Source organism: Demequina sp., assembly GCF_016278765.1.
Classification (GTDB): Bacteria; Actinomycetota; Actinomycetes; order Actinomycetales; family Demequinaceae; genus Demequina.
Genome location: NZ_JADQBE010000058.1, coordinates 1 through 26,220 on the forward strand (window position 1 = coordinate 1; position 26,220 = coordinate 26,220).

The 26,220-nt window shown below is 67.9% G+C and carries 21 protein-coding genes; 6 read left to right on the forward strand and 15 right to left on the reverse strand.

All coding sequences use genetic code 11. The annotated features are described in order from the left end of the window. Window positions 1-141: 141 nt before the first annotated feature. The 12 genes from QZZ29_RS09780 to mraZ form a co-directional block, all read right to left on the reverse strand. Entirely contained in the window at window positions 142-1,059 is a 918-nt protein-coding gene (locus QZZ29_RS09780; protein WP_291382864.1) for a cell division protein FtsQ/DivIB, read from the reverse strand. After that, window positions 1,052-2,416 (reverse strand): UDP-N-acetylmuramate--L-alanine ligase, encoded by a 1,365-nt coding sequence (gene murC / locus QZZ29_RS09785; RefSeq protein WP_291382865.1) that lies wholly within the window; start codon window positions 2,414-2,416, stop codon window positions 1,052-1,054. The genes QZZ29_RS09780 and murC overlap by 8 nt, the downstream gene beginning before the upstream one ends. After that, window positions 2,413-3,531: an undecaprenyldiphospho-muramoylpentapeptide beta-N-acetylglucosaminyltransferase gene (gene murG / locus QZZ29_RS09790; RefSeq protein ID WP_291382866.1), complete on the reverse strand. Its 1,119-nt coding sequence runs from the start codon at window positions 3,529-3,531 to the stop codon at window positions 2,413-2,415. Before murG ends, murC begins: the two co-directional genes overlap by 4 nt. Next, window positions 3,524-4,729 carry a putative peptidoglycan glycosyltransferase FtsW gene (locus tag QZZ29_RS09795; protein WP_291382867.1) on the reverse strand — a complete coding sequence of 402 codons (1,206 nt, stop codon included), beginning with the start codon at window positions 4,727-4,729 and terminating at the stop codon, window positions 3,524-3,526. The genes murG and QZZ29_RS09795 overlap by 8 nt, the downstream gene beginning before the upstream one ends. Window position 4,730: 1 nt before the next feature. Continuing rightward, window positions 4,731-6,137 (reverse strand): UDP-N-acetylmuramoyl-L-alanine--D-glutamate ligase, encoded by a 1,407-nt coding sequence (gene murD / locus QZZ29_RS09800; protein ID WP_291382868.1) that lies wholly within the window; start codon window positions 6,135-6,137, stop codon window positions 4,731-4,733. Further along, window positions 6,137-7,237: a phospho-N-acetylmuramoyl-pentapeptide-transferase gene (mraY, locus tag QZZ29_RS09805; RefSeq protein ID WP_291382869.1), complete on the reverse strand. Its 1,101-nt coding sequence runs from the start codon at window positions 7,235-7,237 to the stop codon at window positions 6,137-6,139. Before mraY ends, murD begins: the two co-directional genes overlap by 1 nt. Continuing rightward, complete coding sequence (gene murF / locus QZZ29_RS09810; protein WP_291382870.1) at window positions 7,234-8,589, reverse strand: UDP-N-acetylmuramoyl-tripeptide--D-alanyl-D-alanine ligase; 1,356 nt, start codon at window positions 8,587-8,589, stop codon at window positions 7,234-7,236. The genes mraY and murF overlap by 4 nt, the downstream gene beginning before the upstream one ends. Continuing rightward, window positions 8,586-10,145, reverse strand: a complete 1,560-nt coding sequence (locus tag QZZ29_RS09815) for a UDP-N-acetylmuramoyl-L-alanyl-D-glutamate--2,6-diaminopimelate ligase (protein WP_291382871.1) — start codon at window positions 10,143-10,145, stop codon at window positions 8,586-8,588. Before QZZ29_RS09815 ends, murF begins: the two co-directional genes overlap by 4 nt. A gap of 1 nt (window position 10,146) precedes the next feature. Continuing rightward, window positions 10,147-11,913, reverse strand: coding sequence for a penicillin-binding protein 2 (locus QZZ29_RS09820; RefSeq protein WP_291382872.1), 1,767 nt, complete (start codon window positions 11,911-11,913; stop codon window positions 10,147-10,149). Between the two features lie 122 nt (window positions 11,914-12,035). Next, a complete protein-coding gene (locus tag QZZ29_RS09825; RefSeq protein ID WP_291382873.1) occupies window positions 12,036-12,431 on the reverse strand; it encodes a hypothetical protein in 396 nt (131 codons plus the stop codon). Continuing rightward, window positions 12,428-13,399 carry a 16S rRNA (cytosine(1402)-N(4))-methyltransferase RsmH gene (rsmH, locus tag QZZ29_RS09830; protein ID WP_291382874.1) on the reverse strand — a complete coding sequence of 324 codons (972 nt, stop codon included), beginning with the start codon at window positions 13,397-13,399 and terminating at the stop codon, window positions 12,428-12,430. Before rsmH ends, QZZ29_RS09825 begins: the two co-directional genes overlap by 4 nt. A 102-nt stretch (window positions 13,400-13,501) precedes the next feature. Further along, complete coding sequence (mraZ, locus tag QZZ29_RS09835; RefSeq protein WP_291382947.1) at window positions 13,502-13,966, reverse strand: division/cell wall cluster transcriptional repressor MraZ; 465 nt, start codon at window positions 13,964-13,966, stop codon at window positions 13,502-13,504. A gap of 194 nt (window positions 13,967-14,160) precedes the next feature. Between mraZ and QZZ29_RS09840 the strand changes: the two genes are divergently transcribed. From QZZ29_RS09840 to QZZ29_RS09850, 3 genes are read left to right on the forward strand one after another with little or no spacing between them, the layout of a single operon-like run. Beyond that, window positions 14,161-15,192: an AAA family ATPase gene (locus tag QZZ29_RS09840; protein WP_291382875.1), complete on the forward strand. Its 1,032-nt coding sequence runs from the start codon at window positions 14,161-14,163 to the stop codon at window positions 15,190-15,192. A gap of 2 nt (window positions 15,193-15,194) precedes the next feature. Then, the gene (locus QZZ29_RS09845) at window positions 15,195-16,469 is read left to right on the forward strand and encodes a DUF58 domain-containing protein (protein ID WP_291382876.1); all 1,275 of its coding nucleotides are present in this window, start codon (window positions 15,195-15,197) and stop codon (window positions 16,467-16,469) included. Beyond that, window positions 16,466-18,679: a DUF3488 and transglutaminase-like domain-containing protein gene (locus tag QZZ29_RS09850; RefSeq protein WP_291382877.1), complete on the forward strand. Its 2,214-nt coding sequence runs from the start codon at window positions 16,466-16,468 to the stop codon at window positions 18,677-18,679. The genes QZZ29_RS09845 and QZZ29_RS09850 overlap by 4 nt, the downstream gene beginning before the upstream one ends. On the opposite strand, the gene QZZ29_RS09855 is transcribed toward QZZ29_RS09850, so the two are convergent. The 3 genes from QZZ29_RS09855 to QZZ29_RS09865 all read right to left on the reverse strand — a co-directional run bounded on the left by QZZ29_RS09855 (window position 18,624) and on the right by QZZ29_RS09865 (window position 20,456). Next, on the reverse strand, window positions 18,624-19,001 hold the full coding sequence (locus QZZ29_RS09855) for a DUF3040 domain-containing protein (protein WP_291382878.1): 378 nt from the start codon (window positions 18,999-19,001) through the stop codon (window positions 18,624-18,626). The two genes, QZZ29_RS09850 and QZZ29_RS09855, sit on opposite strands and share 56 nt — an antisense overlap. A 193-nt stretch (window positions 19,002-19,194) precedes the next feature. Beyond that, the gene (locus QZZ29_RS09860; RefSeq protein WP_291382879.1) at window positions 19,195-19,398 is read right to left on the reverse strand and encodes a cold-shock protein; all 204 of its coding nucleotides are present in this window, start codon (window positions 19,396-19,398) and stop codon (window positions 19,195-19,197) included. Between the two features lie 143 nt (window positions 19,399-19,541). Beyond that, on the reverse strand, window positions 19,542-20,456 hold the full coding sequence (locus QZZ29_RS09865) for a PAC2 family protein (protein WP_291382880.1): 915 nt from the start codon (window positions 20,454-20,456) through the stop codon (window positions 19,542-19,544). A gap of 138 nt (window positions 20,457-20,594) precedes the next feature. Here QZZ29_RS09865 and QZZ29_RS09870 point away from each other — a divergent pair, with 138 nt between their 5' ends. The 3 genes from QZZ29_RS09870 to QZZ29_RS09880 all read left to right on the forward strand — a co-directional run bounded on the left by QZZ29_RS09870 (window position 20,595) and on the right by QZZ29_RS09880 (window position 26,196). Then, a complete protein-coding gene (locus tag QZZ29_RS09870; RefSeq protein ID WP_291382881.1) occupies window positions 20,595-22,781 on the forward strand; it encodes an AAA family ATPase in 2,187 nt (728 codons plus the stop codon). A gap of 146 nt (window positions 22,782-22,927) precedes the next feature. Beyond that, the gene (gene serA / locus QZZ29_RS09875; protein WP_291382882.1) at window positions 22,928-24,133 is read left to right on the forward strand and encodes a phosphoglycerate dehydrogenase; all 1,206 of its coding nucleotides are present in this window, start codon (window positions 22,928-22,930) and stop codon (window positions 24,131-24,133) included. 89 nt (window positions 24,134-24,222) lie between these two features. Beyond that, the gene (locus QZZ29_RS09880; protein WP_291382949.1) at window positions 24,223-26,196 is read left to right on the forward strand and encodes a DEAD/DEAH box helicase; all 1,974 of its coding nucleotides are present in this window, start codon (window positions 24,223-24,225) and stop codon (window positions 26,194-26,196) included. Window positions 26,197-26,220 lie beyond the last annotated feature (24 nt).

Here is a 26,220-nt window from a genome sequence, read left to right on the forward strand (position 1 = left end):
GTAGTTCTGCGGTGCGGCCATGGCCTTCCCTTCAACATTAAGGTTCAACTTGAGGTTTAGGGTTATGTCAAGCTGATCTGCAATGACGGTACGTGGGCGTAGCCCTCGGGGGCCGAATTGGCGCGCGTGTCGCGCCAGAAATCACGAATCCTGGTGGCGCGTAATCGGAAGCGTGGGCGCCGACACGTCGATCACGTCAGCAGTGGAAGCCACCCCGGACGTCAACATGACGTCGAGCACTTGTGCCTTCAACGCGGAATCCTGGGAGCTGCCCCACTCGACGCGCGGGCCGTCGCGCAGGGTAAACGTGACGGTGTCTTCGGTCTGGGCCCCTACGGAAGACACCCGGTCCAACACATCCTGAGGGAGGTTGCGCACCACCTCCAGCACGGCATCGAGAATGCGGTCGTTATCCGTACCCAAGGGAATGTCGAGAATGGGCAGATTCACCGGCGCAACATCGACCTCTCCCACCGTCACTGCGTCGGCATCGAGCAGCACGAAACCCTCGCCGCTTGCGATGGCCGCCACCGGATGACGAGGCGTGATCGCGACGCGCAGGCCGGCGGGCCACACGCGCTCGACGGTGGCATCCTGGACTCCCACGAGGTCGCGCAACTGGTCCGCGATGTGCGGGACGTTCAGGAGCGCCAGCGAGGCGCCGTCATATTCCGCGAGGACGGCGTCAATTGCCATGGCGTCGACCTCGGGCGTCACGCCCGACAGTTCGACCTTGGCCGGGTCAAGCGAAAACAGCGGCGATCGAAGCGCGAGCCACACGATCAGCACCACGACCGCGGCGGCCAACCCGTAGCGGCCCCACTTCACGGCTGCACGGCGGCGTTCGGTGCGGCGACGCTCCGCCAACCGCTCCTGCATCCGGTGGGTCACCGTATCGACCCGCTCGCGTCGCTTGACGGGCTGCCGCCCGGGTGCGTCCGTGGAGAGCGTCCTTCCGGGGGCCGCTGCGGTCTTGTCGCGTGGCGCCGAGGCGTCGCGACGGCGCTGCTCCGTGTGAAGACGCCGCGCCGGGACGCTCGGGGGACGCCGCTCAGCCATCGACGCTCCCCCATCTGTCAAGAATCCAGCCGGCGGCTTGCGTCACGGTGCCGGAACCGATGGTCATCACGGTGTCTCCCGGGCGCGCCTGATCCGCCGCTCGCTGTGCGGCGTCCTCAAGGCTGTCCGCCACCTCCACCGTGGTCCCCTCACCCACCGTGAGCGCGTCCGCAATGAGCTGCGAGGTCACCCCCTCGATGGGGTCCTCGCGGTCCCCATACACCGGAGCCACGATGATGGCGGCGTTGTCGATCGACATGGCCCGCCCGAACTGCGCGCCCAGGGCCTGGGTCCGGCTGAACAACGCGGGCTGGAACACCACGATCAACCGTCCCGCACCGTCGGCGCGCGCGGCGGCGAGCACGGCCGCGACCTCCGTGGGGTGGTGCGCGTAGTCGTCGATCACGCGCATTCCGCGGGCCTCGCCGCGCAACTCGAAGCGCCTCCCGGTGCCTGCGAAGCTCGCCACGGCCCCGGCCGCGTGCACCGGGTCGACGCCCAGCTCCACGACCGCCGCCCACGCCGCCGACGCGTTGAGTCGCTGATGCACCCCGGGCACCGGCACGACGAGCGGCATCGTGCGCTCGGCCCAGGTCACGTCGGAATCGCTCACCACCACGTCCGCGTCGCGCGCACCGAGCGGACGCGGCCAGACGCCATACCGCACCACCCGGACGCCCGCCCTGGAGGCGGCATCCGCGACGCGGGCCGCGCCGGGGTCGTCGACACAGGCGATCAGCACCCGGGCGCCGGACGCGAAACGCACGAAGGCCTCCTCGACCGCCGCAAACGACCCAAAGAAGTCAAGGTGATCCGGCTCGACGTTGAGCACAATGGCGATCTCGGTGTCGTAGTTGAGGAAGGACCCGTCGGACTCGTCCGCCTCGACCACGGCGATGGGTGACGAGCCTCCGTAGCCTCCGGCCACGGCGCCCTCGACTCCGAACACGCGAGCCCCCACGGCGTAGCTGGCATCCACCCCGCACCGGTGCAGCATGTGCGCCACCATCGCCGAGGTGGTCGTCTTGCCGTGCGATCCGGCGACCGAGACGAGGCGCCGCCCTTCGAGCGCCCAGGCGAGCGCCTTGGACCGGTGCCAGACGTCGATGCCGAGTGTGCGAGCACGTGCAAGTTCCTCATTGGTGTCGCGCACCGCGGTGGATATCACCACCACGTCCGCGCCGTCCACAAGGGAGGCGTCGTGACCCACGCGCACGTCGACGCCCGCGTCTTCAAGGGCCGCGAAATACGCGCTGCGACGCTTGTCAGTCCCCGTCACGTCCGCGCCCTTCGCGGCCACGAGCCGCGCCACGGCGGACATTCCCGAACCGCCCACGCCGATGAAGTGAAACCTCATCGGCGCGCGACCTGTTCGATGATCTCGGCGAGGCGCTCGGCGCCGTCCAGAATGCCGATCGAGGCGGCGGCGCGACGCGCCGCGTCACGGGCCCGGCGATCCAGGACGAGCGGCTCGGCAACGAGCTCGAGAGCCGTCGCGGTGAGTTCGCCGTCATGAACGATGCTGGCGGCACCCGCATCGACCGCACCCTTGGCGTTGAGTTCCTGCTCTCCGTTGCCGTGCGGAAGGGGAACGTAGACCGCAGGCAACCCGAGGGCGGAAATCTCGCACACGGTGTTGGCCCCCGCGCGGCACACGACGGCGTCGGCCGCGGCGAAGGCGGTTTCCATGTCCTCGACATATTCGCGGATCACGTACATCTCGCGGTGGCGGGCGGACAGGTTTCCGCGCGCCCGCTCGGCGCCGTCGGACTTCCCCCTACCCGTCAGGTGCAGCACGTGAATGCCGTGCTGGACCAGTCGCTCGACCACGGCGGCGGTGGCGGCGTTGAGGCTCGCAGCGCCCGTCGAACCGCCAGTGACGAGCAAGGTCGGCACGTCGGCAGCCCAGCCCCAGGCCGCGCGCGATCGTGCCCGAAGAGGATCTCCCGCCTCCGGATTCCTCAGCAGTTCGGCGAGATCGATGATCGCCGAACGCAGGGGCAGGCCCGTCACGACTCCGCCCTTGAGTGGTGTGCCCTCGAAGGTCAGCGCCACCGCTGCGGCCCAGCGGGCGCCTAACCGGTTGGCGAGGCCGGGACGCGCGTTGCCCTCGTGCACCACGACCGGCACCTTGCGCCGACGCGCCGCCACATAGGCCGGCGTCGAAACATAACCGCCAAATCCCACCACCACGTCGGCGTCGATGGCGTCGATGGCGCGCCCTGCCGCAGCGATCGCGGCGCCCAATCGCAAGGGCAGGCGAAGCAGGTCGAGCGAAGGCCTGCGCGGCAGGGGCACCCGCGGAACGAAGTACAGATCGATGCCCGCGGCGGGCACCAGGTGAGACTCAAGGCCGCGCTCCGTGCCCAACGCCGCGACGTCATGGCCGCGCTGGAGGAGCGCATCTGCTGTGGCCAGCAAGGGATTGACGTGGCCCGCGGTTCCACCTCCGGCGAGCAGGACCCTAACCACGGCGACCTCCAGACAGCACCGCCATGGAACGACGAATGACGGACGGCCGCGCCGAGAACGCCTCGCGAGCTCCGGGCTCGCTGCGCGCGAACGCCATCAACGCCCCCAGGGCGGCCAGCGACATCACGAGCGAGGATCCGCCGGACGACACCAACGGGAGCGGCACGCCCGTGACGGGCAGCAGTTCGAGCACCACCGCGATGTTGATCACCGCCTGACCCACAATCCACGCTCCGATCGCGCCCGCGGCGATCTGCGCGAAGGGGTCGCGGTGACGGCGCACGATGCGGCTCACGGCAATCACGATCATGGCGAAGGCGATCAGGACGAGCAGGGTGCCGATCAGGCCAAACTCCTCGCCAAGGATCGCGAAGATGAAGTCGTTGTCCGCCGCTGGAAGGTAGCCCCACTTCTCGCGGCTCATGCCGGGACCGAGGCCCCATAGTCCGCCCGAGGCGAGCGCCCACGTGCCGTGAATGGTCTGCAGGCAGTTTCCTTGGGGGTCACAGGTTGAGGGATCGAGCCAGACGCTGATGCGTGACGAGCGCGACTGTCCCTCGGAGATCAACGCGAGAACTCCCACCGCGAGAAAGGGAACCCCGAGCGCGAAGAATCGCAGCGGAAGCCCCGCAACCCAATACGCGGCAGCGACGATCATGCACAGCACCACCGCCGTTCCCATGTCTCGTCCGGCGAGAATGAGCGTCAGCACCACAGCCGCGGCAAGCCCGCCGGGCACCATGATGCGCTTGAGCGTGGTCAGTTCGCGGCGGAAGGTCGACAGCACCATTCCCAGATACAGCGCCAGCCCGAGCTTGGCGATCTCGGAGGGCTGCAGCGTCACGCCTCCGAGCCGAATCCAGTTGCGGTTGCCGCCCGACGACACTCCCGCGGCGATGACGACGACGAGGAGGCCCACCGCGGTCGCGAGAATCAAGGGCGTCACGCGTTTCCACCACGTGACGCTTTGGCGTGAGCCGATCGCCAAGGCCACGAGTCCCACCGCCAGCGCAGCGACCTGGATCAGGAACAGCGTCCACGGGTTGCCGTCTTCTTGTCGGATGGAGAACACCGACGACGAGGACAGAACCACGGCCAGGCCCACGAGCACAAGGATCGAGGTGGCCGCCACGAGCAAGTAGTAGCTCGCCGCAGGGGACTTCCAGGCACTGGTGGGGCGCGTGCGCTCGGCCGTCACGTCACCCTCCCTGCAGCGCCCTCACTTCCGAAGTGAAGGCTTCTCCTCGGTCCGCATAACTGCGGAACTGGTCCATCGACGCGCACGCAGGAGACAAGAGCACCGTGTCGCCTGGTTGCGCAAGGCCGCGTGCAACGGCCACGGCATCACGCATCACAGTGTCACCCGGGCCGATGCGCTTCACCGGGATATCGGCGGCGTGTTCCGCCAGCGCCGCGGCCAGGGGCTCGGGGTCGACTCCGATCAACACGACCCCTCTCAGCCGCTCACGCACCCCCGCCACGAGAGCGCCGAACTCCTGGCCCTTGGCAAGGCCCCCGGCGATCCACACCACGGACCGCGGCGGGCGTCCGCCAAAGGCCGCGAGTGCGGCGTGGGCGTTGGTGGCCTTCGAGTCGTCCACGTAGTCCACGCCGTCAACGCTGCCCGCGAATGCGGTGCGGTGGCGATCCAAGGCGAAGCCTCGCAGACCCTCGCGAATCGCGGCGGGAGGCACGTCCACTGCGCGCGCCAAGGCGGCAGCGCTCAAGGCGTTGGTCACCAAGTACGGCGGAACGTCCCCCGCCACCAGGTGGGCGAGGTCCGCCACCTCGCCCAGTTCAAGCGCCTCGGTGCGCCGCTGCGGCGTGAACGCCCTGTCCACCAGGTAGCCGTCCACCACGCCGAGCTGGGACACGGCCGGAGAACCGCCTGTGATGCCGATCGCGCGGCAGCCCTCGACTACGTCTGCGTCCTCGACCATCTGCTGCACCACCGGGTCGTGAGCGGGGTAGACGGCGGCGACGCGCGCCGCACGGAACACGCGAGCCTTGGCCGCGCGATACGCATCGAGCGAGCCGTGCCAGTCCAGGTGGTCGCTGTCGACGTTCAGGCACACGGCCGCCGCGGGCGAGACCGTGTGGGTGAAGTGCAACTGCAGGCTGGCGATCTCGACGGCAAGCAGAGCGTGGCCCTCGCGAGCGGCCTCGATCACGGAGACACCCATGTTGCCGCACACCTTGACATCCACGCCCGCTGCGGCCGCCATCGCGCCCACCATCTGGGTGGTGGTGGTCTTGCCGTTGGTGCCGGTGACCAGCACCCACGGCGCATCGCTGGCGCGCACGCGCCACGCAAATTCCATCTCCGACCACACGGGCAGGCCGGCGTCCAGGCACGCAACGATTGCGTCGGAGGAGGGCGGGAAGGCCGCGGACGCCATCACGACGTCAAAGGTCGACAGGTCGAGGCCGTCCACGCTCAGGCGATCGGCAGCGCCATTGGCGTCGACCGTCACCGCCTCGGCGCCAATGTCGGCAAGGGCTGCCACGGTGGTCAGCCCAGCAATGCCAACGCCCAGCACGAGCACGCGTGCCCCCGCGAGGTGCGCGCCGCCGTCGGGCTGGGCCGGGGCGTCGGGAACGCACATCAGCCGCCGGGCCCCAAATTGGCGACCCACTCCGCGTAGAACAGCCCCATGCCTGCCCCGGTGAACAGGCCGGCGATGATCCAGAAGCGGGTGACGATCGTGACCTCACCCCAGCCCAGCAACTCGAAGTGGTGGTGAAGCGGCGCCATCTTGAAGATGCGCTTGCCGCCCGAGATCTTGAAGTAGCCGATCTGGAGCACCGAGCTCATCACGATGATGACGAACAGTCCACCGATGATTCCGCCCAGGATCTCGGTGCGGCTCACGATGGTGATGCCAGCAATGGCGCCTCCCAGGGCGAGCGAGCCGGTGTCTCCCATGAAGATCTTGGCCGGCGAGGCGTTCCACCACAGGAACCCGAGACACGCACCGGCGATCGCTGCCGCCAAGATCGCGAGGTCACGCGGGTCGCGGACCTCGTAGCACGTGTTCGGGTCGGCGTTGTTGATGCCGCACAGTTGGCTGGTCTGCCAGATTCCGACGAGCACGTACGCCCCGAAGAAGATGAGCGCGGCGCCCGTGGCGAGACCGTCGAGCCCGTCGGTGAGGTTGACCGCGTTCGACCACGCGGTGATGAGGAAGTTCGACCAGACGACGAACAGGATGATGCCCACCGCGGGGCCCCAGATCGCGAGATCCAGGGCGGTGTCGCGCAAGAAGGACACGGCCGTCGAAGCGGGGCGAACACCCTGATCGTCAGGAAACTGCAACACGAGCAACGAAAAGACGATGCCGACGAGACCCTGCAAGAGGATCTTCCAGCGGGCATTCAGGCCGAGCGACCGTTCCCGCGAAATCTTGATGCCGTCGTCGAGGAAACCGACGAGGCCCACCCCCACCATGAGGCACACCACCAGGACGGAGGACACGTTGGGCGTTCGCGAGGTGACGAGGTTCCCGCCCAGCCAGCCGATGACGGTGGCTGCGATGATGACCACGCCGCCCATCGTCGGCGTGCCGCGCTTGGTGTGGTGAGATGCGGGGCCGTCGTGACGGATGAACTGGCCAAATTGCCGGCGCGTCAGGTAGCGGATCACCCAGGGGGTGCCGAGCAGAGAGATCAGGACGGCGATCGCGCCCGCCAGGACAATCGCCCTCATGGAGTCTCCCTGGTCAGTTCGTCAGCGAGGCGCCACAGACCCGTGCCATGCGAGCCCTTGACGAGCACGGTGTCTCCGGGTGCGACGCGGTCCCTTACCAGTGCAAGGGCCTCGTCAATGGTAGCCACGAACGCGGCTTCATCCCCCCATGAACCCTCCCGGACCGCCGAGACGTACGCCGGACGCGCGCCCGTTCCCACCACCACAAGGTGGGAGATCCCGAGCCGGACGGCATCGATTCCCAGGTCGTCGTGTGCCTGAATCGAGGCCTCGCCCATCTCGAGCATTTCGCCGATCACGGCCCACGAGGTGCCCCCGTCCGCGACGGACCGCAGCGCGCGGAAGGCCGCGCGCATCGACTCGGGGGACGCGTTGTAGGAGTCGTCCAGGATGGTGACGCCGTCGGCGCGTTCGGTGAGGGCCATGCGATGGGCGCTCAGTGGCCGGGCACGGCTGACGGCCTCGGCCGCAACCGCCAGATCGAGTCCGCACGCCCGCGCGACCGCGAGCGCCGCGAGCGCATTGGTGGCGTGGTGGTCCCCCACGAGCGTCAGCGCGACCTCCACGCCGTCCACGCTGAAGTGGGCGCGGCCGCGTTCCGTGCGACGGTCGCGCCCTGCAACGTCGGCCTCGCCGAAACCGTAGGTCAGGCTGCGCGGTGCCCTGCCGACCATCGGCGCGATTCTCGGGTCGTCAATGTTGAGTAGCCCCACTCCGTCCGCCACCACGCCGTCCAGAATGGTCGCCTTCTCCTCGGCGAGCGCCTCAATCGACCGGTAGCCGCCAAGGTGCGCCGCACCGATCATCAGCACCACGGCCACATCCAACGGCGCGATGCGCGTCAGATAGGCGATGTCCCCAGGGGCCGATGCGCCCACCTCCAGCACCAGGTGCCGCGTGGATTCGTCGGCCGCAAGCACCGTCAGGGGTAGCCCGATCTCGTTGTTGTAGCTGCCCTCGGGCGCCACGACGTCGGGAAGCATCTGGGCAAGGATGTCCTTGGTGGTGGTCTTGCCGTTGGAGCCGGTGACACCGATCACCGTGATGTGTCCCTGGAGGCGAAGGTCGGCCAGGTAGGCGCGGGCGAGCCTGCCCAGCGCTACGGCGACGTCCTCGACCAAGATGTGCGGCCCGTCGACCGTGCGGGTGACGAGGCAGAGTGTGGCGCCGCGATCGCGCGCCGCATCCACAAAGTCGTGGCCGTCGACGCGCTCCCCCACGAACGCCGCATACAGCGACCCAGGGATCGCGTCGCGGGAGTCCTTCACCACCGATGACACGCGAGTGTCGACGTCCGCCACGAGCGTTCCGCCGGTGGCATTCGCGACCCACTGGGCGGCGAGCGGCCTCATCGGCCAGCCTCCCTCTCGGCGACGATGCGTTCGTAGGCGGCCCTGTAGGCGTCACGGTCGTTGTAGCGGTGGAACACGCCCGCGATCTCTTGGGTGGGTTCATGGCCCTTGCCGGTGACGATCACCGTGTCCCCAGGACGCGCAAGCCGCAGCGCATACTCGACGGCCGCGACCCGCGGGGCGACCTCGTGCACATCGGCCAGTCCGGGGCGCACCTTCTCGATGCCGCCACGGATGGCCGCGCGCACTGCGGCGGGCTCCTCGGAACGGGGGTTCTCGTCCGTCAGCACGATGACGTCGGCCAGTCGCGCGGCGATCTCGCCCATGACGGGGCGTTTTCCTTGGTCGCGGTCTCCGTCGGAGCCGAAGATGAGAATGAGCCGGCCCGGCGTGATGGGGCGCACGCCTTCAAGCGCGAGGGTGAGCGCGTCGGGTGTGTGGGCGTAGTCGACGATCGCGAGGGGGTCGAGGTCGCTGCGTTCGATCACTCGCTCCATGCGCCCGGGTACCTCCTGTGCCGTGGCGACTCCGCGGATGGCCGCGTCGAGCGGGACGCCCGCCGCGTGTGCCGCGACGATCGCCACGGCGGCGTTGGACACGTTCACGAGTCCGGGTAGCGGGCTTTCCGCTGCGTGTCGCACACCGTCGGGCGCCACCAACGTGAACCGTGAGCCCACGCCGTCGAGACCCACGTCGGCATCCTCGACATTCCAGTCGCCGTGCGGCGAGCCGGGGCGCGTGGACACGGTCTCGACGGGAATCTGGGCTTCGCGTGCGAGACGTTGGGCGTAGTCGTCGTCGATACACACCACCCCGCGGCGCGAGCGACCCGGCGCGAACAGCTTGGCCTTGTCGGCCAGGTAGGTGTCCATCGTCTTGTGAAAGTCGAGGTGATCCCACTGAAGGTTGGTGAAGACCGCCACGGCGAACTCCACACCCGCGATGCGATCCAGCGCCGCCGCGTGCGAACTCACCTCGGACACTGCCGCCGTCACACCCTCCTCCAGCATGCGCGCTAAGAAGCCGTGTAACACCGGCGACTCCACGGTGGTGCGGGGTGATTCGATGGCTTCCGCGCCGATCCTCAGTTCAACGGTGCCGAAGATCCCACGATGAGGGTGGATCTGGGCGAGCGCGCTGTCGATGAAGTAACTCGTGGTGGTCTTGCCATTGGTTCCGGTGATGCCCACCAAGGTGAGGGCGCGTGAAGGGTCGCCGTAGATCGCGGCCGCGGCCTCGCCCATGGCGTTGCGCGTGTCTGCGGCCACCACCACCGGCACGGACAGCCCGCTTGCCCGCACCTGCCGCAAACCGTCCTCGTCCGTGAGGATCGCCACGGCTCCCGCGGAGACGGCATCGCTTGCGAAGCGCGCGCCGTGTTGCACCAATCCTGCGAACGCGCCAAACAGGTCGCCCGAAACAACGTCACGCGAATCCACGGTCGCGCCGGTGATCTCGACGCCCGCACTTCCGTCCACACGGTCGGCACCTGCTCGTGCGGCGACGTCGTCGATGCCGATCGGCCGCACGTGCGCGGGACGTAGCGCCATCGTCATGTCACTCCCACGTTGTCGGGTAGCGCGTCACTTCCCCCTTCGTCGGGGGAACGCGCAGTGTCTGCAAGGCAAAGGTTGCCACGTCATGGAACACCGGCGCCGCAGTTTCGCCTCCCCAGATAGACGACTTGGGGTCGTACATGACCACTGAAATGACGATCCGAGGGTCATCGGCCGGCGCAATTCCGACGAAGGACGCGACGACCTTGTTGAGCACGCCGTTATCGTCGGGCGCCTGCGCCGTACCCGTCTTGCCCGCCACCAGATAGCCGTCGATCGCCGCCTTGGGAGCCGTGCCGTCCTCCGTGACCTCGACGAGCATCCCCATCAACGCCTTTGCGGTGCTCTCGGAGATGACGCGCACCGGTTCCGCGTTGTCGCGCGGCGTGAACGTGCCGTCGGCGTCTTCGAAGCCCTTGACGATCGTGGGCGAGATGCGCAACCCGTTGTTGGCGACCACTCCGTAGACCTGCGCGGTCTGGACGGCCGTCACGGCGACTCCTTGGCCGAACATGGTCGCGTACTTCGTGATGGGGTCCCAGTCCTGGTAGGGGTGCAGGATTCCCGACGATTCGTTCGGCAGACCCAGGTTGGTCGGCTCTCCCAGGCCGAACTTGCGCAGGTAGTCGTAGCGCGTCTCGTCGCTCATCTGCTGACCGATCTGGATGGTGCCCGTATTGGACGACGTCACCAGTACTCCCGCCAGCGTCAGCTTCTCGTCGGCGTGCGCGTGAGAGTCGTGAAAGACCTTGTAGGGCGTCGCGTACGCGTAGGGCGCGACAAACTGGGAGGTCGGCGTGGCGATGCCCTCCTCGAGCGCGGCCGCCATCGTGATCGTCTTGGCGGTCGAGCCGGGTTCGAAGACATCCTGGACGGCGCCCGAGCCACGTTGGCTCGCGGGCGTGGCGCCGGGGTCGTTGGGGTCCACCGCCCCGGAGTCGACCAGGGCCAGGATCTCTCCCGTGCGGCTGTCCATCACCACCACGGTGCCGGCGCGCGCTCCGGTGGTGGCGAGCGCGCGGTCGAGTGCCTGCTGTGTGTAGTACTGGATGTCTCGATCGACGGTGAGCTGCACCGTGGAACCGTCGACGGCCGGGGTCTCGCTGTGGATTCCCGTGGGGATGATGGTGCCGTAGCGACTGCGTTCGTACGTCCGCGAGCCCGCTGTTCCGGTGAGCTGATCCTCGTACATCTTTTCGACGCCGGCCATGCCGACGGCGCCCGGGCTTTGACCGTTCTCCGCCATGAAGCCGATGACGTTTCCCGCGATGTCGCCGTTCGGGTAGAGGCGTACTGGGGTCGCCTCCCACTCGATTCCGGAAATGCGCTCGGCCCGCACCAGGTCAAGCTCTTCCGGAGTGATGCTCTTGGCGAGGTACTGGAAGGTCTTGTCGCCCACCAGGTCGGCGGCGAGTTCCGATTCGTTCATGCCGAGGATGGGGGCGAGGATGCGCGCGGCGTCCAGCGGCCCTGCCGCGAGCACCTTGCCCTGTTCGGTGCGCTTCCACTCGGCGATCTTGGTCTGGTTGACCCACACGTTGTAGCGCTCGACCGAGGTGGCGAGCACCACGCCGTTGCGGTCGACGATGTCGGCCCGTGCCGGCGTGACGTCGGCGGTGACGAGCCGCTGGGCCAGCGCGGCCTCGGCAAGCGGCGCCGCATTGACCAATTGAACGTCGACCAGCCGCGCCACGAAGACGCCGAGCAGCAGCAGCGACGCGACGGACAGCACCGTCTGCCGACGACCGGGCTCGCCCACCTTGGGCACGTGGGTATCCAGCCTCTGAGGACTGCGGGCGGGAGGTGGTCGGCGGTTTCGTGGCGCGCCGACGCGGCGATCCTGCACGGCACGTGGCGAGCGGGGTCGGCGCCGCCCGTCGTCGGGCGCCACTAGCGGCCCCCCGCCTCGAGCACCTTGCCCGATTCGAGGGTGACAAAGCCGATGCGGCCCGCCGGTTGCATTCCCAGTTCCGCCGCTCGGCCGGCGAGCGCCTCGGGTGCGGCATTCGCTTCGAGCTGGATCAGCGCGGTCGCACGCTGCTGGTGAAGCTGCGCGATCTCGATCTTCAGGTCTCGGGAAGTGTAGGCACCCTCGGCCATCGTGGTGTTGAGCGCGAGCACGGACGATAACGCTGCAAGCACGATGCCGATGCATAGCCAGGCGAAGGGCGCGATGCTGCGTGCGTGACGGGGCGCGGTCACCGCATGCAGGTGGATGGCGCGCTGCGGCGCGGTGGTTGGCGCTGCGGCTGGGCGGGCGTGCGACCTGAGGGGCGCGGCGCTCATGCTGCCCTCCTGGGCGTGATGCGAGTGCGCTCGGCGGCCCGCAGACGCACGGGCTTGGACCGTGAGTTGGCCTCGATCTCAGCATCGGACGCCTTTTCGGCCCCTCGGGTAAGCACACGCAAGTACGGTTGGGCGTCGTCGGGAATCACGGGCATGCCAGGGGGAACCGTGATCTCGGTGCCAGCCGCGAACGCGTGCTTGACGATCCGGTCCTCGAGCGAGTGGTAGCTGAGCACCACGATTCGGCCACCCACCCGCACCGCATCGATTGCGGCCGCGAGCGCCGCCTCGAGAACGTCAAGCTCGCTGTTGACGGCGATGCGCAGTGCCTGAAAGGTGCGCTTGGCGGGGTTGCTGCCGGGCGTACGAGTCGCGGCGGGAATACATGCTCGCACGAGGTCAACCAACTGCTCCGAACGTTCGATCGGGTCCGTCTCACGCCGGCGCACGATCGACCGTGCAATCTTGCGAGCAAATCTCTCCTCGCCGTAGACGTGCAGAATCCGTGTGAGTTCGTCCTCGGACTCGGTCGCGAGCAACGACGCGGCCGTGACGGGATCGTCGCGGTTCATGCGCATGTCGAGCGGCGCGTCACGGGCGTACGTGAAGCCCCTGTCTGCCTCGTCGATCTGGAGCGAGCTGACCCCCAGGTCGAACAGGATCGCGTCGGCACGGTCCGCGCCCAACCTCGCGAGCGCGCCTTGGATGTCGTCAAACGTGGCGTGATGTGCGACAAAGCGATCCCCCGCGCCGCGCAACCGTTCGGACGCGAGCGCGATGGCCTGGGCGTCGCGGTCAATGCCGATGACGCGGGCGAGGGGGCAGGCCGCGAGCAGTGCCTCGGCGTGCCCGCCCATCCCCAACGTGGCGTCGATGGCGACGGAGCCGGGCTGATCGAGGGCAGGCGACAGCAACTCGACGCAACGGTCGAGCATCACCGGTGTGTGCCGGTAGCCCGCTGTACCCATGTGCCCTTCCCGTTCCGATGCCGCGTCCTCGGGTCTCCCTCCGAACCTCTGTCGGGGGGAAGTCCGTCAGAGCTTTTCGGGAGGAGGCCTCACGACGCGGCGCTACATGTCGTTCAACAGCGCCTCGGCGGTAGCCGAGTACGCCTCCTCGCCTTCCGCGAGGTAGTTCTCCCATGTCGCCGCGTCCCACACTTCGACACGCGACCCCATGCCCACTACTGCCACGTCGCGGGTCAGCGCGGCGTAGTCCCTCAGCGGGGAGCCCAACAAGATGCGCCCCTGCTTGTCCGGCACATCGTCCTGGGCATGACCCAGGAAGTTGCGCAGGTAGTCGCGCGCCTGTTTGTTCTCAAGCGGCGCCTTGCGCAGGCGGTCGTGCACCTGCATAAATTCGTCCACCGGGAACAGGAAGACACATCGGTCGAGTCCGCGGGTGGCCACGAGACCCGACGCGAGCCTTCCCCGAAATTTCGAGGGAAGGATCAGTCGACCCTTGTCGTCGAGCCGTGGCGTGAACGTGCCAAGAAAGACCCCTGTAGGTCCTAGACCATGCGTCAGTTCCGACACCACGACTCACCTCCTCGCGCCACGACTCGCCAGTGCGCCCCACATTACTCCACTTCTCTCCACAAATTCCTTGAATATGACAAAACTCACTCTCAAGAGCCTCATTACTCCTGCTAAATGACCAAGAAACACGGTGGAGGGACCGCGCGTCAAGGTCTTCGCTTAGGCTCAAGGGAGACAGTGAAGGAGCGTTCATGAGCCACCCCTTGCCCACCGAGGCCGAACTCGCGGAAGTCGCGGAGGTGACCTCGAGCCTGCGCGCATCGATTGGAACGGTGCTTGCCGGCCTCGATCAGGCCATCACCGCGACACTCGCGGTGGTGCTCGCCGAGGGACACCTGCTGATGGAGGACGTGCCCGGCGTGGGCAAGACGACGCTGGCACGAGCCCTGGCACTGAGCCTCGACTGCACCGTGGGGCGGCTGCAGTTCACCCCCGACCTGCTGCCCTCCGACGTGACCGGCGTCAGCATCTTCCGAGCCGACGATCACGCATTCGAATTCCGTCCGGGTCCCATCTTCGCCAACGTCGTCATCGCCGACGAGATCAACCGTGCGAGTCCCAAGACCCAAGCCGCACTGCTGGAATCCATGCAGGAGCGCGCCGTCACTGTTGATGGGAAGACGCGATCGCTGCCCAGGCCCTTCCTGGTGGTGGCCACCCAGAACCCCATTGAGATGGAGGGCACCTACCCCCTTCCGGAGGCGCAGCGCGACCGCTTCATGGCTCAGGTGTCCGTCGGCTACCCGTCAGCGCGCGACGAGATGTCGATGCTCGACAGTCACGACGGGGTCGACCCGCTCACGCAGGTGAGCCCCGTCACGGACACGGAGACCCTCGCACGCCTCATCGCCGTGGCCCGCCGGGTATACGCCGCACCCGCCATCAAGCAATACATCGTGGATCTCGTGACGGCCACCAGGAACGACTCAGCGCTGCGCCTCGGCGCGTCCCCCCGCGCCGCTCTGCAACTGCTGGCGGCGGCGAAGGCCAGGGCCGCGATGGCGGGCCGCAACCACGTCCTTCCCGATGACATCAAGGCTCTCGCGGTGGCGGTGCTGGCTCACCGCCTCATCCCCAGCACCGAGTCGCGCCTGTCAGGCAAGACCTCCGCGAAGATCCTGAGCGATGCGGTCGCCCGCACCCCCGTCCCCACCGAGGCTCGCGACCTGGCGCCGCCTCGGGTCAAGGCCGAACCCTCCGAAGTGCGCGTCACCGCGGTGTAACTATGCCCCCTCGCCCCACCTCCGAAACCGTCCTCACGTCGCGCGGAATCGGCCTGGCCACTGGGGGCGTGATCGTGGGCGGCCTGGGCGTCGGACTCGCCACCCCGCCGCTGGTGTATGTGGGGATTGCCATGGTGGCGTCAGTCGTGGTCGGCGGGCTGTGGCTGCTGCTGTCCATCAACGGGTTCCTCCGGCGTTTCCCGTTTGCGCGCCGCGAGGTGGTGCCCCACCCCCTGACCGTGGGCGTGCCCGGCCGCGTCACCGTCACCATCAGCTCCTCTTCGGGGCGTCGCGGCAGCGCCCTGCGGACGGCGCTGACCGAATCACTGGACATCCGGGAGCAGGCGGCGTCCGAGCTCACGGGTGGAATGAGCACCAAGGCCACCGTGAGCCGCACTGCCGACGCCTTCTCCCTGGCCTATTCTCTCCTTCCCTCACGCCGCGGGCGGTGGCCGCTAGGACCGGCGCTCGTGCATTCGGCGGACCCGCTCGGCATCATGTTCGCCGCAACGTCGGTAGGCGGCGAGGAACTCATCCCCGTCTGGCCGTCGGTGGTCGACCTGACCGCCACCGCCGGGGCGCTCATGGGCCAAGCGGATCGCGTGGTGCTCGGCGCCCGCAGCCCGTCCCCCGATGACGCGGCGTTGCGCGACTATCGCGAAGGCGACGACATGCGGCGGGTCCACTGGCCGTCCAGCGCCCGCAAGGGCACGATGCTCGTACGGTCGGACGAACGGGCGGGAAAACGGCCCGCCACCGTGCTTCTGGACCTGCCGCGGGACGGCACGGCCCTGGAATGGTCGATTTCGACTGCCGCGTCGATCGGGCTGTCGGTGCTCGACGCGGGGCATCCGGTGCGGTTCTTTGCGGGACCGGTGGGCCCCGAACACGTCCATCACATCGGGCGCGACCACCCGGCGGGGGCCCGCTCGGACCTGCTCGACAAGACGGTGGACCTGACGGCGCCGCCCTCGGACACCGTCGGCGCCCAATGGCTCCTCACGGCCATCCGGCGCACTGCCGAGGGCGTCACAAACGGTGAGGTCATCGTCGGCGTGTTTGAACCGCTCAACGCTCAGTGCCTTGAAGCGCTCGTGCCGCTGGGAGACGCCGGTAGGGCATGGGCGATCGTGCGCGGCGACGGCGACAACGACGAAGACGCCCGAGACACCGCGGCGGCGCTGCGGCGCGCGGGCTGGCGTGCCACCACCGCGCATGCCCGCACCGACATCGACACCCTGTGGAGCACTCTGCTCACGTCGGGAGAGAACGCATGACCTCGCACGGCGCCGCCGTGCGTTCCCCCTGGTACGCGACGCCCTTCGTGGCGATCGCCCTGCTCCTGGGGCTCAACGGCTTCGCGACGATGGTGGTGTGGGGCCAGTGGCTCTACACCGTAGTCGGCCTGGTGACCGCGGTCACGGTGCTCATCATCGCGACGCGCCTGCTGACCCGGTCGCGCGTTCTTCCCACCGTGGTGGGAGCCCTGGCGGCACTCCTCATGAGCGTGCCCGCGTTCGCTCGCGATGAGGACGGCAATGCCGCTGTGCTTCCCACCCCGTCCGCCCTGCGAGACCTGGCACGCGCGGTTGGCGACGGCGTGCACGAGGCGGCGACCACCGTCGCGCCAGCCCAGATGACTCGGCCGCTGGTGGCACTCGTGATGGTGGGGGTGTTCGCCGTCTTCCTGGCCGCGGAGCACCTCACGGTGTCCTGGCGGGCGGCAGCCGCCGCCGGCATCGTGCTCATCGCGCCGTGGATGCCAGCGGTCGTGCTCCAGCATCGCGTGTCCACGTCCGCGCTTCTCGGCGCCATTGCCGCGTGGGTGCTGCTGCTCGCGCTGACCCCCAGGCACACCGGATCCGTCACATCCCCGTCACCGTGGGCCGCAGGTTCGGCCGTCGTCGCAACCATCGCGCTCGTTGCTGTCGTGGCTCCGACTGCGCTCGGCGCGAATGGCTGGGGGGCCATTCCCCGCTTCGCCGCCCCCACCCAACTGGACGGAACATCGCGCCTGAACCTGGCGCTGGACTTGCGCAACTCGCTGACGACCAATAGCTCGGCTCCAAAGATCGTCTACTACACGTCGGGCAAGAGACCCGACGCCCTGCGCGTCTACACGCTGATCGACTTCGATGGCTCGGCGTGGTCTCGCCCGCCGCACGATCCCTCGACGCGCGTCCCTCTCGGCAGCGCCGCGCAGTGGCCCCTGCCCGTTGCGGGGTGGGACAGCAAGAAACTCGACCGCGTGAGTGTTCAAGTGCTCTCACAGGCTGAGACCAACCTGCCTCTCCCGTCGGTGCCCCGGTCGGTAGACGTCGCCGGAGACTGGACCTACTCCCCCGGGCTGGACGAGGTCACCTCGGACACCACCACCACTCAGGATCTCAGCTACGCGTTCGAGGCGGACTTCACCTATTTCAGCGTCGACGGGTTGAGAGCCCTCGGGGCGGCATCTGAACAGGACGCTCAGCTCGGTCCGGACTATGTGGCCATCGCCGACGCGATCGATGTGGATAACGTGCGCACGTCGGCACAAGCCGTGGTGGGTGATGCGTCCACCCGGTACGACCAGGCGGTGGCATTGCAGGAGTTCTTCCGGAACACCCAAGACTTCACGTACGACACCTCGGTGGCGCCCTCCGGCGATGACTCGGTATCCGTCTTCCTCAAGAACCGTGCCGGCTATTGCGTACAGTTCGCGTCCGCGATGGTCGTCATGTCGCGATCGCTCGGCATCCCTGCGCGCCTCGCGATCGGCTTCCTGCCGGGGGAACGGGGAGCCGACGGAGAGTCCGTGATCACCGGAGCAGACGCCCATGCGTGGCCCGAATTGTACTTTGCCGGCGCCGGTTGGGTGCGCTTCGAGCCGACGCCTGCCGTCCAGACCGGCGCCCGGCCCGCGTACGCCGACCCCGCAGGCGTGGACTCGCAAACGCCCATCAACGATTTTCAAGGGCCCCGACAGGGACCCACGATCGCGCCCAGCATGGCGCCGATCACCGGCGGAATCCCTGGCGCCACAGACGCCGCCAATGACTCGGCCGCTCCCCCGTGGGGGCTCTGGGTGGTCGTGGTGATGGTGCTGGCGGGTCTCGCGGTCGGATGGCGATACGTGCTGTCTCGGCGGGTGACGGCGGCGCGTGTCGACACTCCTGAGCATGTGTGGACGTGGTTGCGTGCGCGACTCCCACGGCACTACGCATGGCCAGACAGCTTGACGCCACACGAAAGCGAGGCGCACCTGCGTCACAGCCTGCTCACGGAGACGGTGTTCCTGTCTGCGGACGCGGATCGCGCACTGACGGACGTGGTGATTGCGGTCTCAGACCACCGGTACGCGCCCGAGGGATCGAAGCGGTCGGTCGAGGAATTGCGCGACAGCGCCCGCATCGTCGCAGCGGAGATCGCGGCGACGCAGTCGAATGGCGCTAGAGGTCACCCTGCTCGCGCCGACGCGCCAGGCGCTCCTCGACGCGACGCATGAACGGCTCCTTGGCGGCTTGCTTCTTGGGCGCCTGCGAGGAACCGCGACCACCCGCCTTAGCGAAGTGCTTGCGGGGCGTGAACATGGCCCACATCGCCGCGGCCAACATCAGGGCGAAACCTGCGATCCCCACGGGGATCATCTGGGCGACAGCGCCGATGAGGACGACACCAAGTCCCACCACCACACCGAGCGCTCCAGCGACGATCCGTCCGCGCTGACGATTCCCCCGCGCCATCGTACGACCCAATTTGGGGTCGGTGCCAAGGTCGCGCTCTAACTGATCGAGCACGCGCTGCTCATACTCTGACAGCGGCATCATGACCTCCCTTGACCCTGGTCCTCACTCATAGTGTAAATCCGAACGGAACAGACGCCTAGCCCACAGAGGAAGGAGGGCGCGCCATGTTAACGCCTGGCGACCCTTGACATGTTCCCGGCTTTCCTGGGCAACGACAGATGACAAAGCCGCCGTCCCTTCACAGGAACGGCGGCTTGTCGGAATGATGCGTCCCTTAGAGGGCGCGCACATCCTCTGCCTGCGGGCCCTTGGGACCCTGTGTCACCTCGAACTCGACGCGCTGCGCCTCGTTGAGGGACTTGAAGCCGTCGGTCACGATCGCAGAGTAGTGAACGAAGACGTCAGCGCCTCCGCCATCCTGCGCGATGAAGCCGTAGCCCTTTTCCGCGTTGAACCACTTAACGGAACCTTGTGCCATGCCTGTAATTCCTTGCCTTGAGATGCCCGGGACGGGAAGCGGGGCGACTTGCCCTGCTCGTCGCCGCAATGCCTTGTCCCGTGCCCCCAAAGAGGCGGGTCTTGCACACTACGTACTTGCAACCGCACCTATCATGACACGGATTAGTCGTTTGGTGGAAGGTCTCGCCGCTGTTGAGCGAGAAATTTCTCAAATTCCGCTCCCAGCTCATCTGCCGTGGGCAGCGGCCCGTCCACTTCGATGCCGTCGCGACGGGCGGTCTCCATCGCCTCGTATTGCGCTTCGAGGGTCGCGACGAGGCCTTGAACCTCTTCGGATTCGGCCATCTGGCGCACGATCTCGGCCATCGCCGTTCCGGCTTCACCGTCGAGCCGCGACGGATCGAGCGACAGTCCGGTCAGGCCTTCGACCTGAATCAATGCGTGCTGCGCCGCCTGCGGCAACGAGGACTGCGCCAAGTAGTAGGGCACGTGCACCGCGACATTGACGGCGTCAAGGCTCCACTGACCAAAGCGGTATTCGAGCAGATTCTGGGCCGACGCAGGGACGTTGACGGTGCCAAACATTCCGGGCGAGTCGCGCAACAAGTCTTGCCGCGTGCCGTGGGTCGTGGATGTCATCGGCTTGGTGTGGGGCACGCCCATGGGTATTCCGTAGGCGCCAACGGTCAGGCCGACGCCCAGTCGCTTCACGGCTTCGCGGACCGACGAGATGAACAACTCCCAGCGGATGTCCGGCTCGCTGCCATGCAGCATCAGAAACGGCTGGTCCTCGGCATCGCGGACCATGTCGATCGCGAGATAGGGCTCGTCGTACGCGGTCCACTCGTTGATCGAGAACGTCATTTCGGGCCGCCGCGAGCGGTAGTCAAGCAACTCGTCCACGTTGAAAGTGACGACTCGAACGGGTTCCGACATGCTCACCACGTGATCGCGGATCAGCTTGCCCACTCTGCCCGCGTCGACAAAACCACGAAGCGACTGCAGCAGCACGGCATCGGAGCCGGATGCAGATGCCCACTGCTCCACACCGTCGTTGTCCCACGTCATGAGTGCCATGTCATCACTCTCGCACGCCAGCGCGCGCGCAGAGTGCGATATCGCGCCCCGCGAACGCCCGCGCTGTTTCAATGGGTGCATGCCATGGGAGGATGGTCTACTGCCCGCGGGAGTCGCGGGCCACGTGAAAGGGCGGGCATGCACGACGAGTCCACGGTGACGGCGGGACCCGGTCTCGACGCAGAACAGAGGGTCGTTGACACTCTCTACGCCAGGCTCGATGCCATCAGGGACGAGGCGAACTCTCGTCTTGTCGATGTGCGCCGTTCGGGTCCCTCGGGATCGCCCCAAAACCGCTCCGAGCGCGACGCCTTCGCCACTTTGTACGAGGATCGCATCGCCCAACTCGACGCGGTCGAGGATCGGTTGTGCTTCGGGCGTCTCGACATGGCCGGAGGCGACAGGCTCTACGTGGGCCGCATCGGCCTGTCGGACCAGAACCTTGTGCCGTTGTTGACGGACTGGCGCGCGCCCGCCGCAACCCCGTTCTACGCCGCCACGGCCGCCCGCCCGTCGGGCGTGATGAACCGTCGGCACCTCACCACTCGAGGACGAAAGGTCATGGCCGTCGAGGACGACGTGCTTGACGTCGAGGCCCTGCGCGCCTCCGGTCAGGAGTCCTCGCTCGCCGGCGAGGGAGCACTCCTGGCGGCGCTTGATGCGCGCCGCACGGGCCGCATGGGGGACATCGTCGCCACCATCCAGTCCGAGCAGGACGCGGTGATCCGCGCTCCCCTGCAGGGCGCCCTCGTGGTTCAGGGCGGACCGGGCACGGGGAAGACGGCCGTGGCTCTGCACCGCGCCGCCTACCTGCTGTACCACCACCGTGACTTACTGGAGCGGCGCGGCGTGCTACTCATCGGCCCCTCCTCCTCGTTCCTGCGCTACATCGACCATGTGCTGCCGTCGCTGGGTGAAACGGGAGCGGTCTCCACCACCCTGGCCGGGCTGGTGCGCGACGTCGGGCCCACGGTGCGCGAATCCGACGACGTCGCCATGCTCAAGGGACGCGCCGACATGGCCGGCGTGATTCGCGCGGCCGTCCGTGAGCGCCAACGCGTGCCACGCAAGGACCAGGAGTTCCGCATCGACGGCCGTCCCGTGGTGATCAAGCGCTCCGACGTGCGCGAGGCCCAGTCACGTGCGCGCCGGGACGGCAAGCCCCACAACGAGGCCCGCGCCACGTTCGCCAAGGAGATGATCAACCGGCTCTCTCGCCAGGTTGCGGACTACCTCGGCCCCGAGATCGAGGAGTCCGACCGCCAGGAGATCGCCCGCGACTTGCGTGACGACCGCGACATTCGCATTGCCATCAACCTGTGCTGGCTGCCGGTGACCCCCGTGGCGTTGCTGCGCGACCTGCTGTCCAAGCGCCACCTGCTCGACGAGTGCGCCTCCCGGCACTCCGTCACTGAGCGTGACGTGCTGTTCAGGAGTGCCGACGCACCGCTCACCGACGCCGACGTGCCGCTCCTGGACGAGGCCGCCGAACTGCTCGGGGACCTGCCGCAGACGGGATCCCCCAAGACCGACCGCAAGGCGCAATTGCGCTATGCCAAGGAAGTCCTCGCCAGCATCGGCGGCGACGGCCTGGTGACGGCCGAGATGCTCGCCGACCGCATGCAGGCCCCCACGCTGAAGCGCTCCGTCGCGGAGCGCGCGTCCGAGGACCGCTCCTGGACCTACGGCCACGTGGTCGTGGACGAAGCACAGGAACTCAGCCCGATGGCGTGGCGCATGCTGCTACGACGCTGTCCGTCGCGATCCTTCACGATCGTGGGAGACGTGGCGCAGACGTCGTCCCCTGCCGGCACGCGGTGGTGGCCCGAGACGATGGACCCGCAGTTCCAAGGGGGCTGGAACCTCCGCGAACTCACCATCAGTTACCGCATCCCCGCCGCCGTGGCGACCGCGGCTCAGGGTTTCGCGCGTGCCGCCGGACTGCCTGTCAGCGAGATGAGCGCCGCACGCGAGGTTGACGATGCCGTCGCCGCGATCGCGGTGGCACACGAGAACGAGGTGGTGGACAAGGCGGCGTCTGCCGCCGCCGACGAGGTCGACTCGCTCGTTGAGCGCGGAGGTGGCATGGTCGCGATCATCGCGCCCGCCGACATGATCGAGGCGTTGGCTGCGGCGGCTCCGTCGGGCGTAGAGGTGTTGTCGGCACGCGACGCCAAGGGGCTCGAATACGACGCAGTGGTGGTCGCCGACCCCGCTGCGGTGGCCCACGTGGCCCAAGACCTCTATGTGGCCCTCACGCGACCCACACGCAGGCTCGTCCTCGTGCACCACGGCCCACTACCGGCCGGCCTCGTCGCGCCGTAGCGGCGTGCCGCCGGAGCCGCGGGGGCTTTGCCGGTACGCCGACTCCCGGAACGGCCAGACCGGCAACGTCCGCCGGACGGCGGACCCCCCGAGCGAAGGTCCCCGACGCGTCGCGAAGTTGGTAAACGGGTCATAAGTGCGAGACCATGACCCCCGTGCGCGCACTCTTCCTCGAAACACTTCATCCTCAGGCCACCGAAATCCTCAACGCCGCCGACATCGCGGTAGACAACCGCGCAGGCGCGCTCGATGAGGACGAACTGATCGACGCCCTCAAGGGCGTCCAACTCCTCGGCCTGCGGTCCAAGACTCACGTCAGCGAACGCGTGCTGAAGGAGGCCAGGGACCTCATCGCCGTGGGTGCCTTCTCGATCGGCACCAACCAGATCGATCTTGCCGCGGCCGCCCGCTTAGGCATCGCGGTCTTCAACGCCCCGTTCTCCAACACGCGCTCCGTGGTGGAAATGGCCCTGTCCGAGATGATCTCGCTGACGCGCCGCCTTCCCGAGCACAACCGGCAGATGCACGCCGGCGTGTGGTCCAAGTCCGCCATCGGCGCCCACGAGATTCGCGGGCGCACGCTCGGCATCGTCGGCTACGGCAATATCGGCTCCCAGCTGTCCGTGATCGCCGAAGCGCTCGGCATGAACGTGATCTTCTTCGATAACGCGGAGAAGCTGGCGCTCGGAAACGCCACCAAGATGCCGACTCTGGAGGCGTTGTTGGCCGAGGCCGACATCGTGTCCCTCCACGTTGACGGCCGGCCGGGCAACTCCGGCTTCTTCGGCCCCCAACGGTTCGCCGCCATGAAGGAAGGCGCACTGTTCTTGAACCTGTCGCGCGGATTCATTGTGGAAATCGAGGCCCTCAAGGCGGGCCTCGAGTCCGGCCAGATCGGCGGGGCAGCGATCGACGTGTACCCCGTCGAGCCCAAGGCCAAGGGCGACGCTTTCTCGTCGCCGCTGCAGAACACCCCCAACGTGATCCTGACCCCACACATTGGCGGCTCAACCGAGGAAGCCCAGCGCGACATCGGCATCTTTGTGGCCACCCGGCTGCGCGATTTCGTCCACAACGGCTCCACGTCGCTGTCCGTCAACCTGCCCAACCTGTCGCTGGAGGTGCCGCAGGGCTCACACCGTGTTGTGCACCTGCACGTCAACGTGCCCGGCGTCCTCGCGGCCGTGAACCGCGAGTTCGCCGAGCATGGCGTCAACATCGAGGGTCAAATGCTCGCGACGCGAGGAGAGTTGGGTTACGTGGTCACCGACATCTCGGACGGACTCACGGATGACGCGGTCGAAGCCTTGTCCAACATGCAGGCGACTGTTCGCCTGCGGGTGCTGTCATAGACGCGGGCGGGGTACCTTTCGCAGATCTTGGCCTGCCCGACGAGCTCCTGCACGCTCTGACTCGTTTTGAACTGACCACCGCCTTCCCCATCCAGTCGGCGACCATCGCCGATGCCCTGGCGGGACGGAACGTGCTGGGCAAGGCGCGCACCGGTTCCGGCAAGACGCTCGCCTTTGGGCTACCGATGCTCGCCCGGCTCGCGGGCTCCGAAAAGCCCGGACCGCGCCGTCCCCTCGCGCTCATCCTGGTCCCCACCCGCGAACTCGCGATGCAGGTGGGCGATGCCCTCGAGCCGTACACCCACGCGATGGGCCTATCGATTCGGCTCATCGCCGGCGGGCTGTCCATGTCGAAGCAGATCATGTCACTTGAGCGTGGGGTACACGTGCTGGTCGCGACGCCGGGGCGCTTGCGCGACCTCATGCGCCAGGGACACGCCGATCTCAGCCAGGTGCGGATCACGGTGGTGGACGAGGCCGACCACATGGCCGAAATGGGCTTCGCAGAGGAGATCACCGAGATCCTCGATAAGACCTCCGCGGACGCGCAACGGTTGCTGTTCTCGGCGACTCTTGACGGCGTGGTTGACACCCTCGTCGCCCGTTTCATGACCAATCCGGTGCTGCACGACGTCACCGACGGCTCCGATGTCCCGAGCCAGCGGCACGTGGTGCTGTCCGTGCCGCCGCACGAGAAGTACCGGATGGCAACGCGCATCGCCGCGCGTGAGGGACGCACCCTGTGCTTTGTACGCACCAAGCTGGCCGCGGATCGGGTGGCAGCCGATATGCGCTCCCAAGGCGTGCTCGCCGTCGCGCTGCACGGCGACCGCGCCCAGAATGAACGCAACCTCGCCATGACGGAGTTCCGTGCTGGGCGACTGCCCGTCCTGGTGGCCACCGACGTCGCGGCGCGCGGCATCCACGTGGACGCGGTGGACCTGGTGCTACAGATCGACCCTCCCGCCGACTATCGCGACTACACCCACCGTGCAGGGCGCACCGGGCGCGCCGGGGCCGACGGCCTGGCCGTCCTCCTGTCGCTTCCCCACCAACACCACGCCGTTCAGCGCATCCTCAGTGAGGCGAACATCGACGCCGAGGAGGAGTCCTTCCGCACGATCGACGCGAAGGCCCTGCAGCGCATCGACTCACTCACCGGCGCCCGCGAGCCCTTCGGCGGTCCCGTCGACGAACCGCTCCCCCCTGCCCGCTCGGATCGACGAGGGAGCCGGGGTCGCCCCGAACGACAGGGTGGCCGTGGCGACCGGCAGGGCGGACGGGTTGAGCGACGCCCGTCTCGCCCGTCCGGACGCCGCGACGAGCCTTCTGAGGGACGCGGCCAGATCGCCGCACGCGAACGCGAGTTGGCCGAGCGCGAACGGGCTTTGGCAGAACGGGAACGCCAGCTCGCGCGACGTGAGGCGGAGGCGACGCAGCCCCCTCGCAGCGGGGCAACCGCGCACCGTCAGAGCCCTGATCGTGCTTCCTACGGGGCGCCCAAGCACCGCGACGATCGCACAGCGTCCCGGCCCGACCGCGACGACAAGCGGCCACCGCGCAAGACCCTTGACCGCGATTCCCAGCGTCCTAGCAGGGATGCCAAGCGTCCGTCTGACGATGATCGGTGGCCCGCGAGGGATACCAAGCGTCCCGCTCGCGATGATGCGCGACCGGCGTGGAAGGACTCCCGACCGCCGCGCGGCGCCCGTGACGGCTCCCGCGGCGGACAGCCAGGGAACTCGCGGCCCGCGACGGGCGATCGCAGACCTTCCGGTGAGGGAGCACCCACACGGTGGTCCGACACGGCGGACAAGCGTCGGGGTGCTCAGCCGACGCGCGCCGAAAGGCGTGAACGCGAGTTTGCGTCCCGGGAGAGCGAGGCCAAGAAGCGCTTTGGAGACGACTTCGATCCGAACCGTACGCCACGCAAGCCACGCGCCAAGAAGAGCAAGGACGGTAAGGGCTCCAGGGCCGCTGCAGAGGGTTCCTCACGTCGAGGCAAGCCGCGCGTGAAGGGTCCTGGCAAGAAGGCCGGACCGAAGAAGCCCAAGCGCGGCTAACCAGCGGGTGGGCCTCGTGATCCA

What these genes read in the sequence shown, in the direction of transcription:
- QZZ29_RS09780 (WP_291382864.1), bottom strand. Translation starts at nt 1,059, where the DNA reads ATGGCTGAGCGGCGTCCCCCGAGCGTCCCGGCGCGGCGTCTTCACACG.
- murC (WP_291382865.1), bottom strand. Translation starts at nt 2,416, where the DNA reads ATGAGGTTTCACTTCATCGGCGTGGGCGGTTCGGGAATGTCCGCCGTG.
- murD (WP_291382868.1), bottom strand. Translation starts at nt 6,137, where the DNA reads ATGTGCGTTCCCGACGCCCCGGCCCAGCCCGACGGCGGCGCGCACCTC.
- mraY (WP_291382869.1), bottom strand. Translation starts at nt 7,237, where the DNA reads ATGAGGGCGATTGTCCTGGCGGGCGCGATCGCCGTCCTGATCTCTCTG.
- murF (WP_291382870.1), bottom strand. Translation starts at nt 8,589, where the DNA reads ATGAGGCCGCTCGCCGCCCAGTGGGTCGCGAATGCCACCGGCGGAACG.
- QZZ29_RS09815 (WP_291382871.1), bottom strand. Translation starts at nt 10,145, where the DNA reads ATGACGATGGCGCTACGTCCCGCGCACGTGCGGCCGATCGGCATCGAC.
- QZZ29_RS09825 (WP_291382873.1), bottom strand. Translation starts at nt 12,431, where the DNA reads ATGAGCGCCGCGCCCCTCAGGTCGCACGCCCGCCCAGCCGCAGCGCCA.
- rsmH (WP_291382874.1), bottom strand. Translation starts at nt 13,399, where the DNA reads ATGGGTACAGCGGGCTACCGGCACACACCGGTGATGCTCGACCGTTGC.
- QZZ29_RS09840 (WP_291382875.1), top strand. Translation starts at nt 14,161, where the DNA reads ATGAGCCACCCCTTGCCCACCGAGGCCGAACTCGCGGAAGTCGCGGAG.
- QZZ29_RS09845 (WP_291382876.1), top strand. Translation starts at nt 15,195, where the DNA reads ATGCCCCCTCGCCCCACCTCCGAAACCGTCCTCACGTCGCGCGGAATC.
- QZZ29_RS09850 (WP_291382877.1), top strand. Translation starts at nt 16,466, where the DNA reads ATGACCTCGCACGGCGCCGCCGTGCGTTCCCCCTGGTACGCGACGCCC.
- QZZ29_RS09855 (WP_291382878.1), bottom strand. Translation starts at nt 19,001, where the DNA reads ATGATGCCGCTGTCAGAGTATGAGCAGCGCGTGCTCGATCAGTTAGAG.
- QZZ29_RS09860 (WP_291382879.1), bottom strand. Translation starts at nt 19,398, where the DNA reads ATGGCACAAGGTTCCGTTAAGTGGTTCAACGCGGAAAAGGGCTACGGC.
- QZZ29_RS09865 (WP_291382880.1), bottom strand. Translation starts at nt 20,456, where the DNA reads ATGGCACTCATGACGTGGGACAACGACGGTGTGGAGCAGTGGGCATCT.
- QZZ29_RS09870 (WP_291382881.1), top strand. Translation starts at nt 20,595, where the DNA reads ATGCACGACGAGTCCACGGTGACGGCGGGACCCGGTCTCGACGCAGAA.
- serA (WP_291382882.1), top strand. Translation starts at nt 22,928, where the DNA reads ATGACCCCCGTGCGCGCACTCTTCCTCGAAACACTTCATCCTCAGGCC.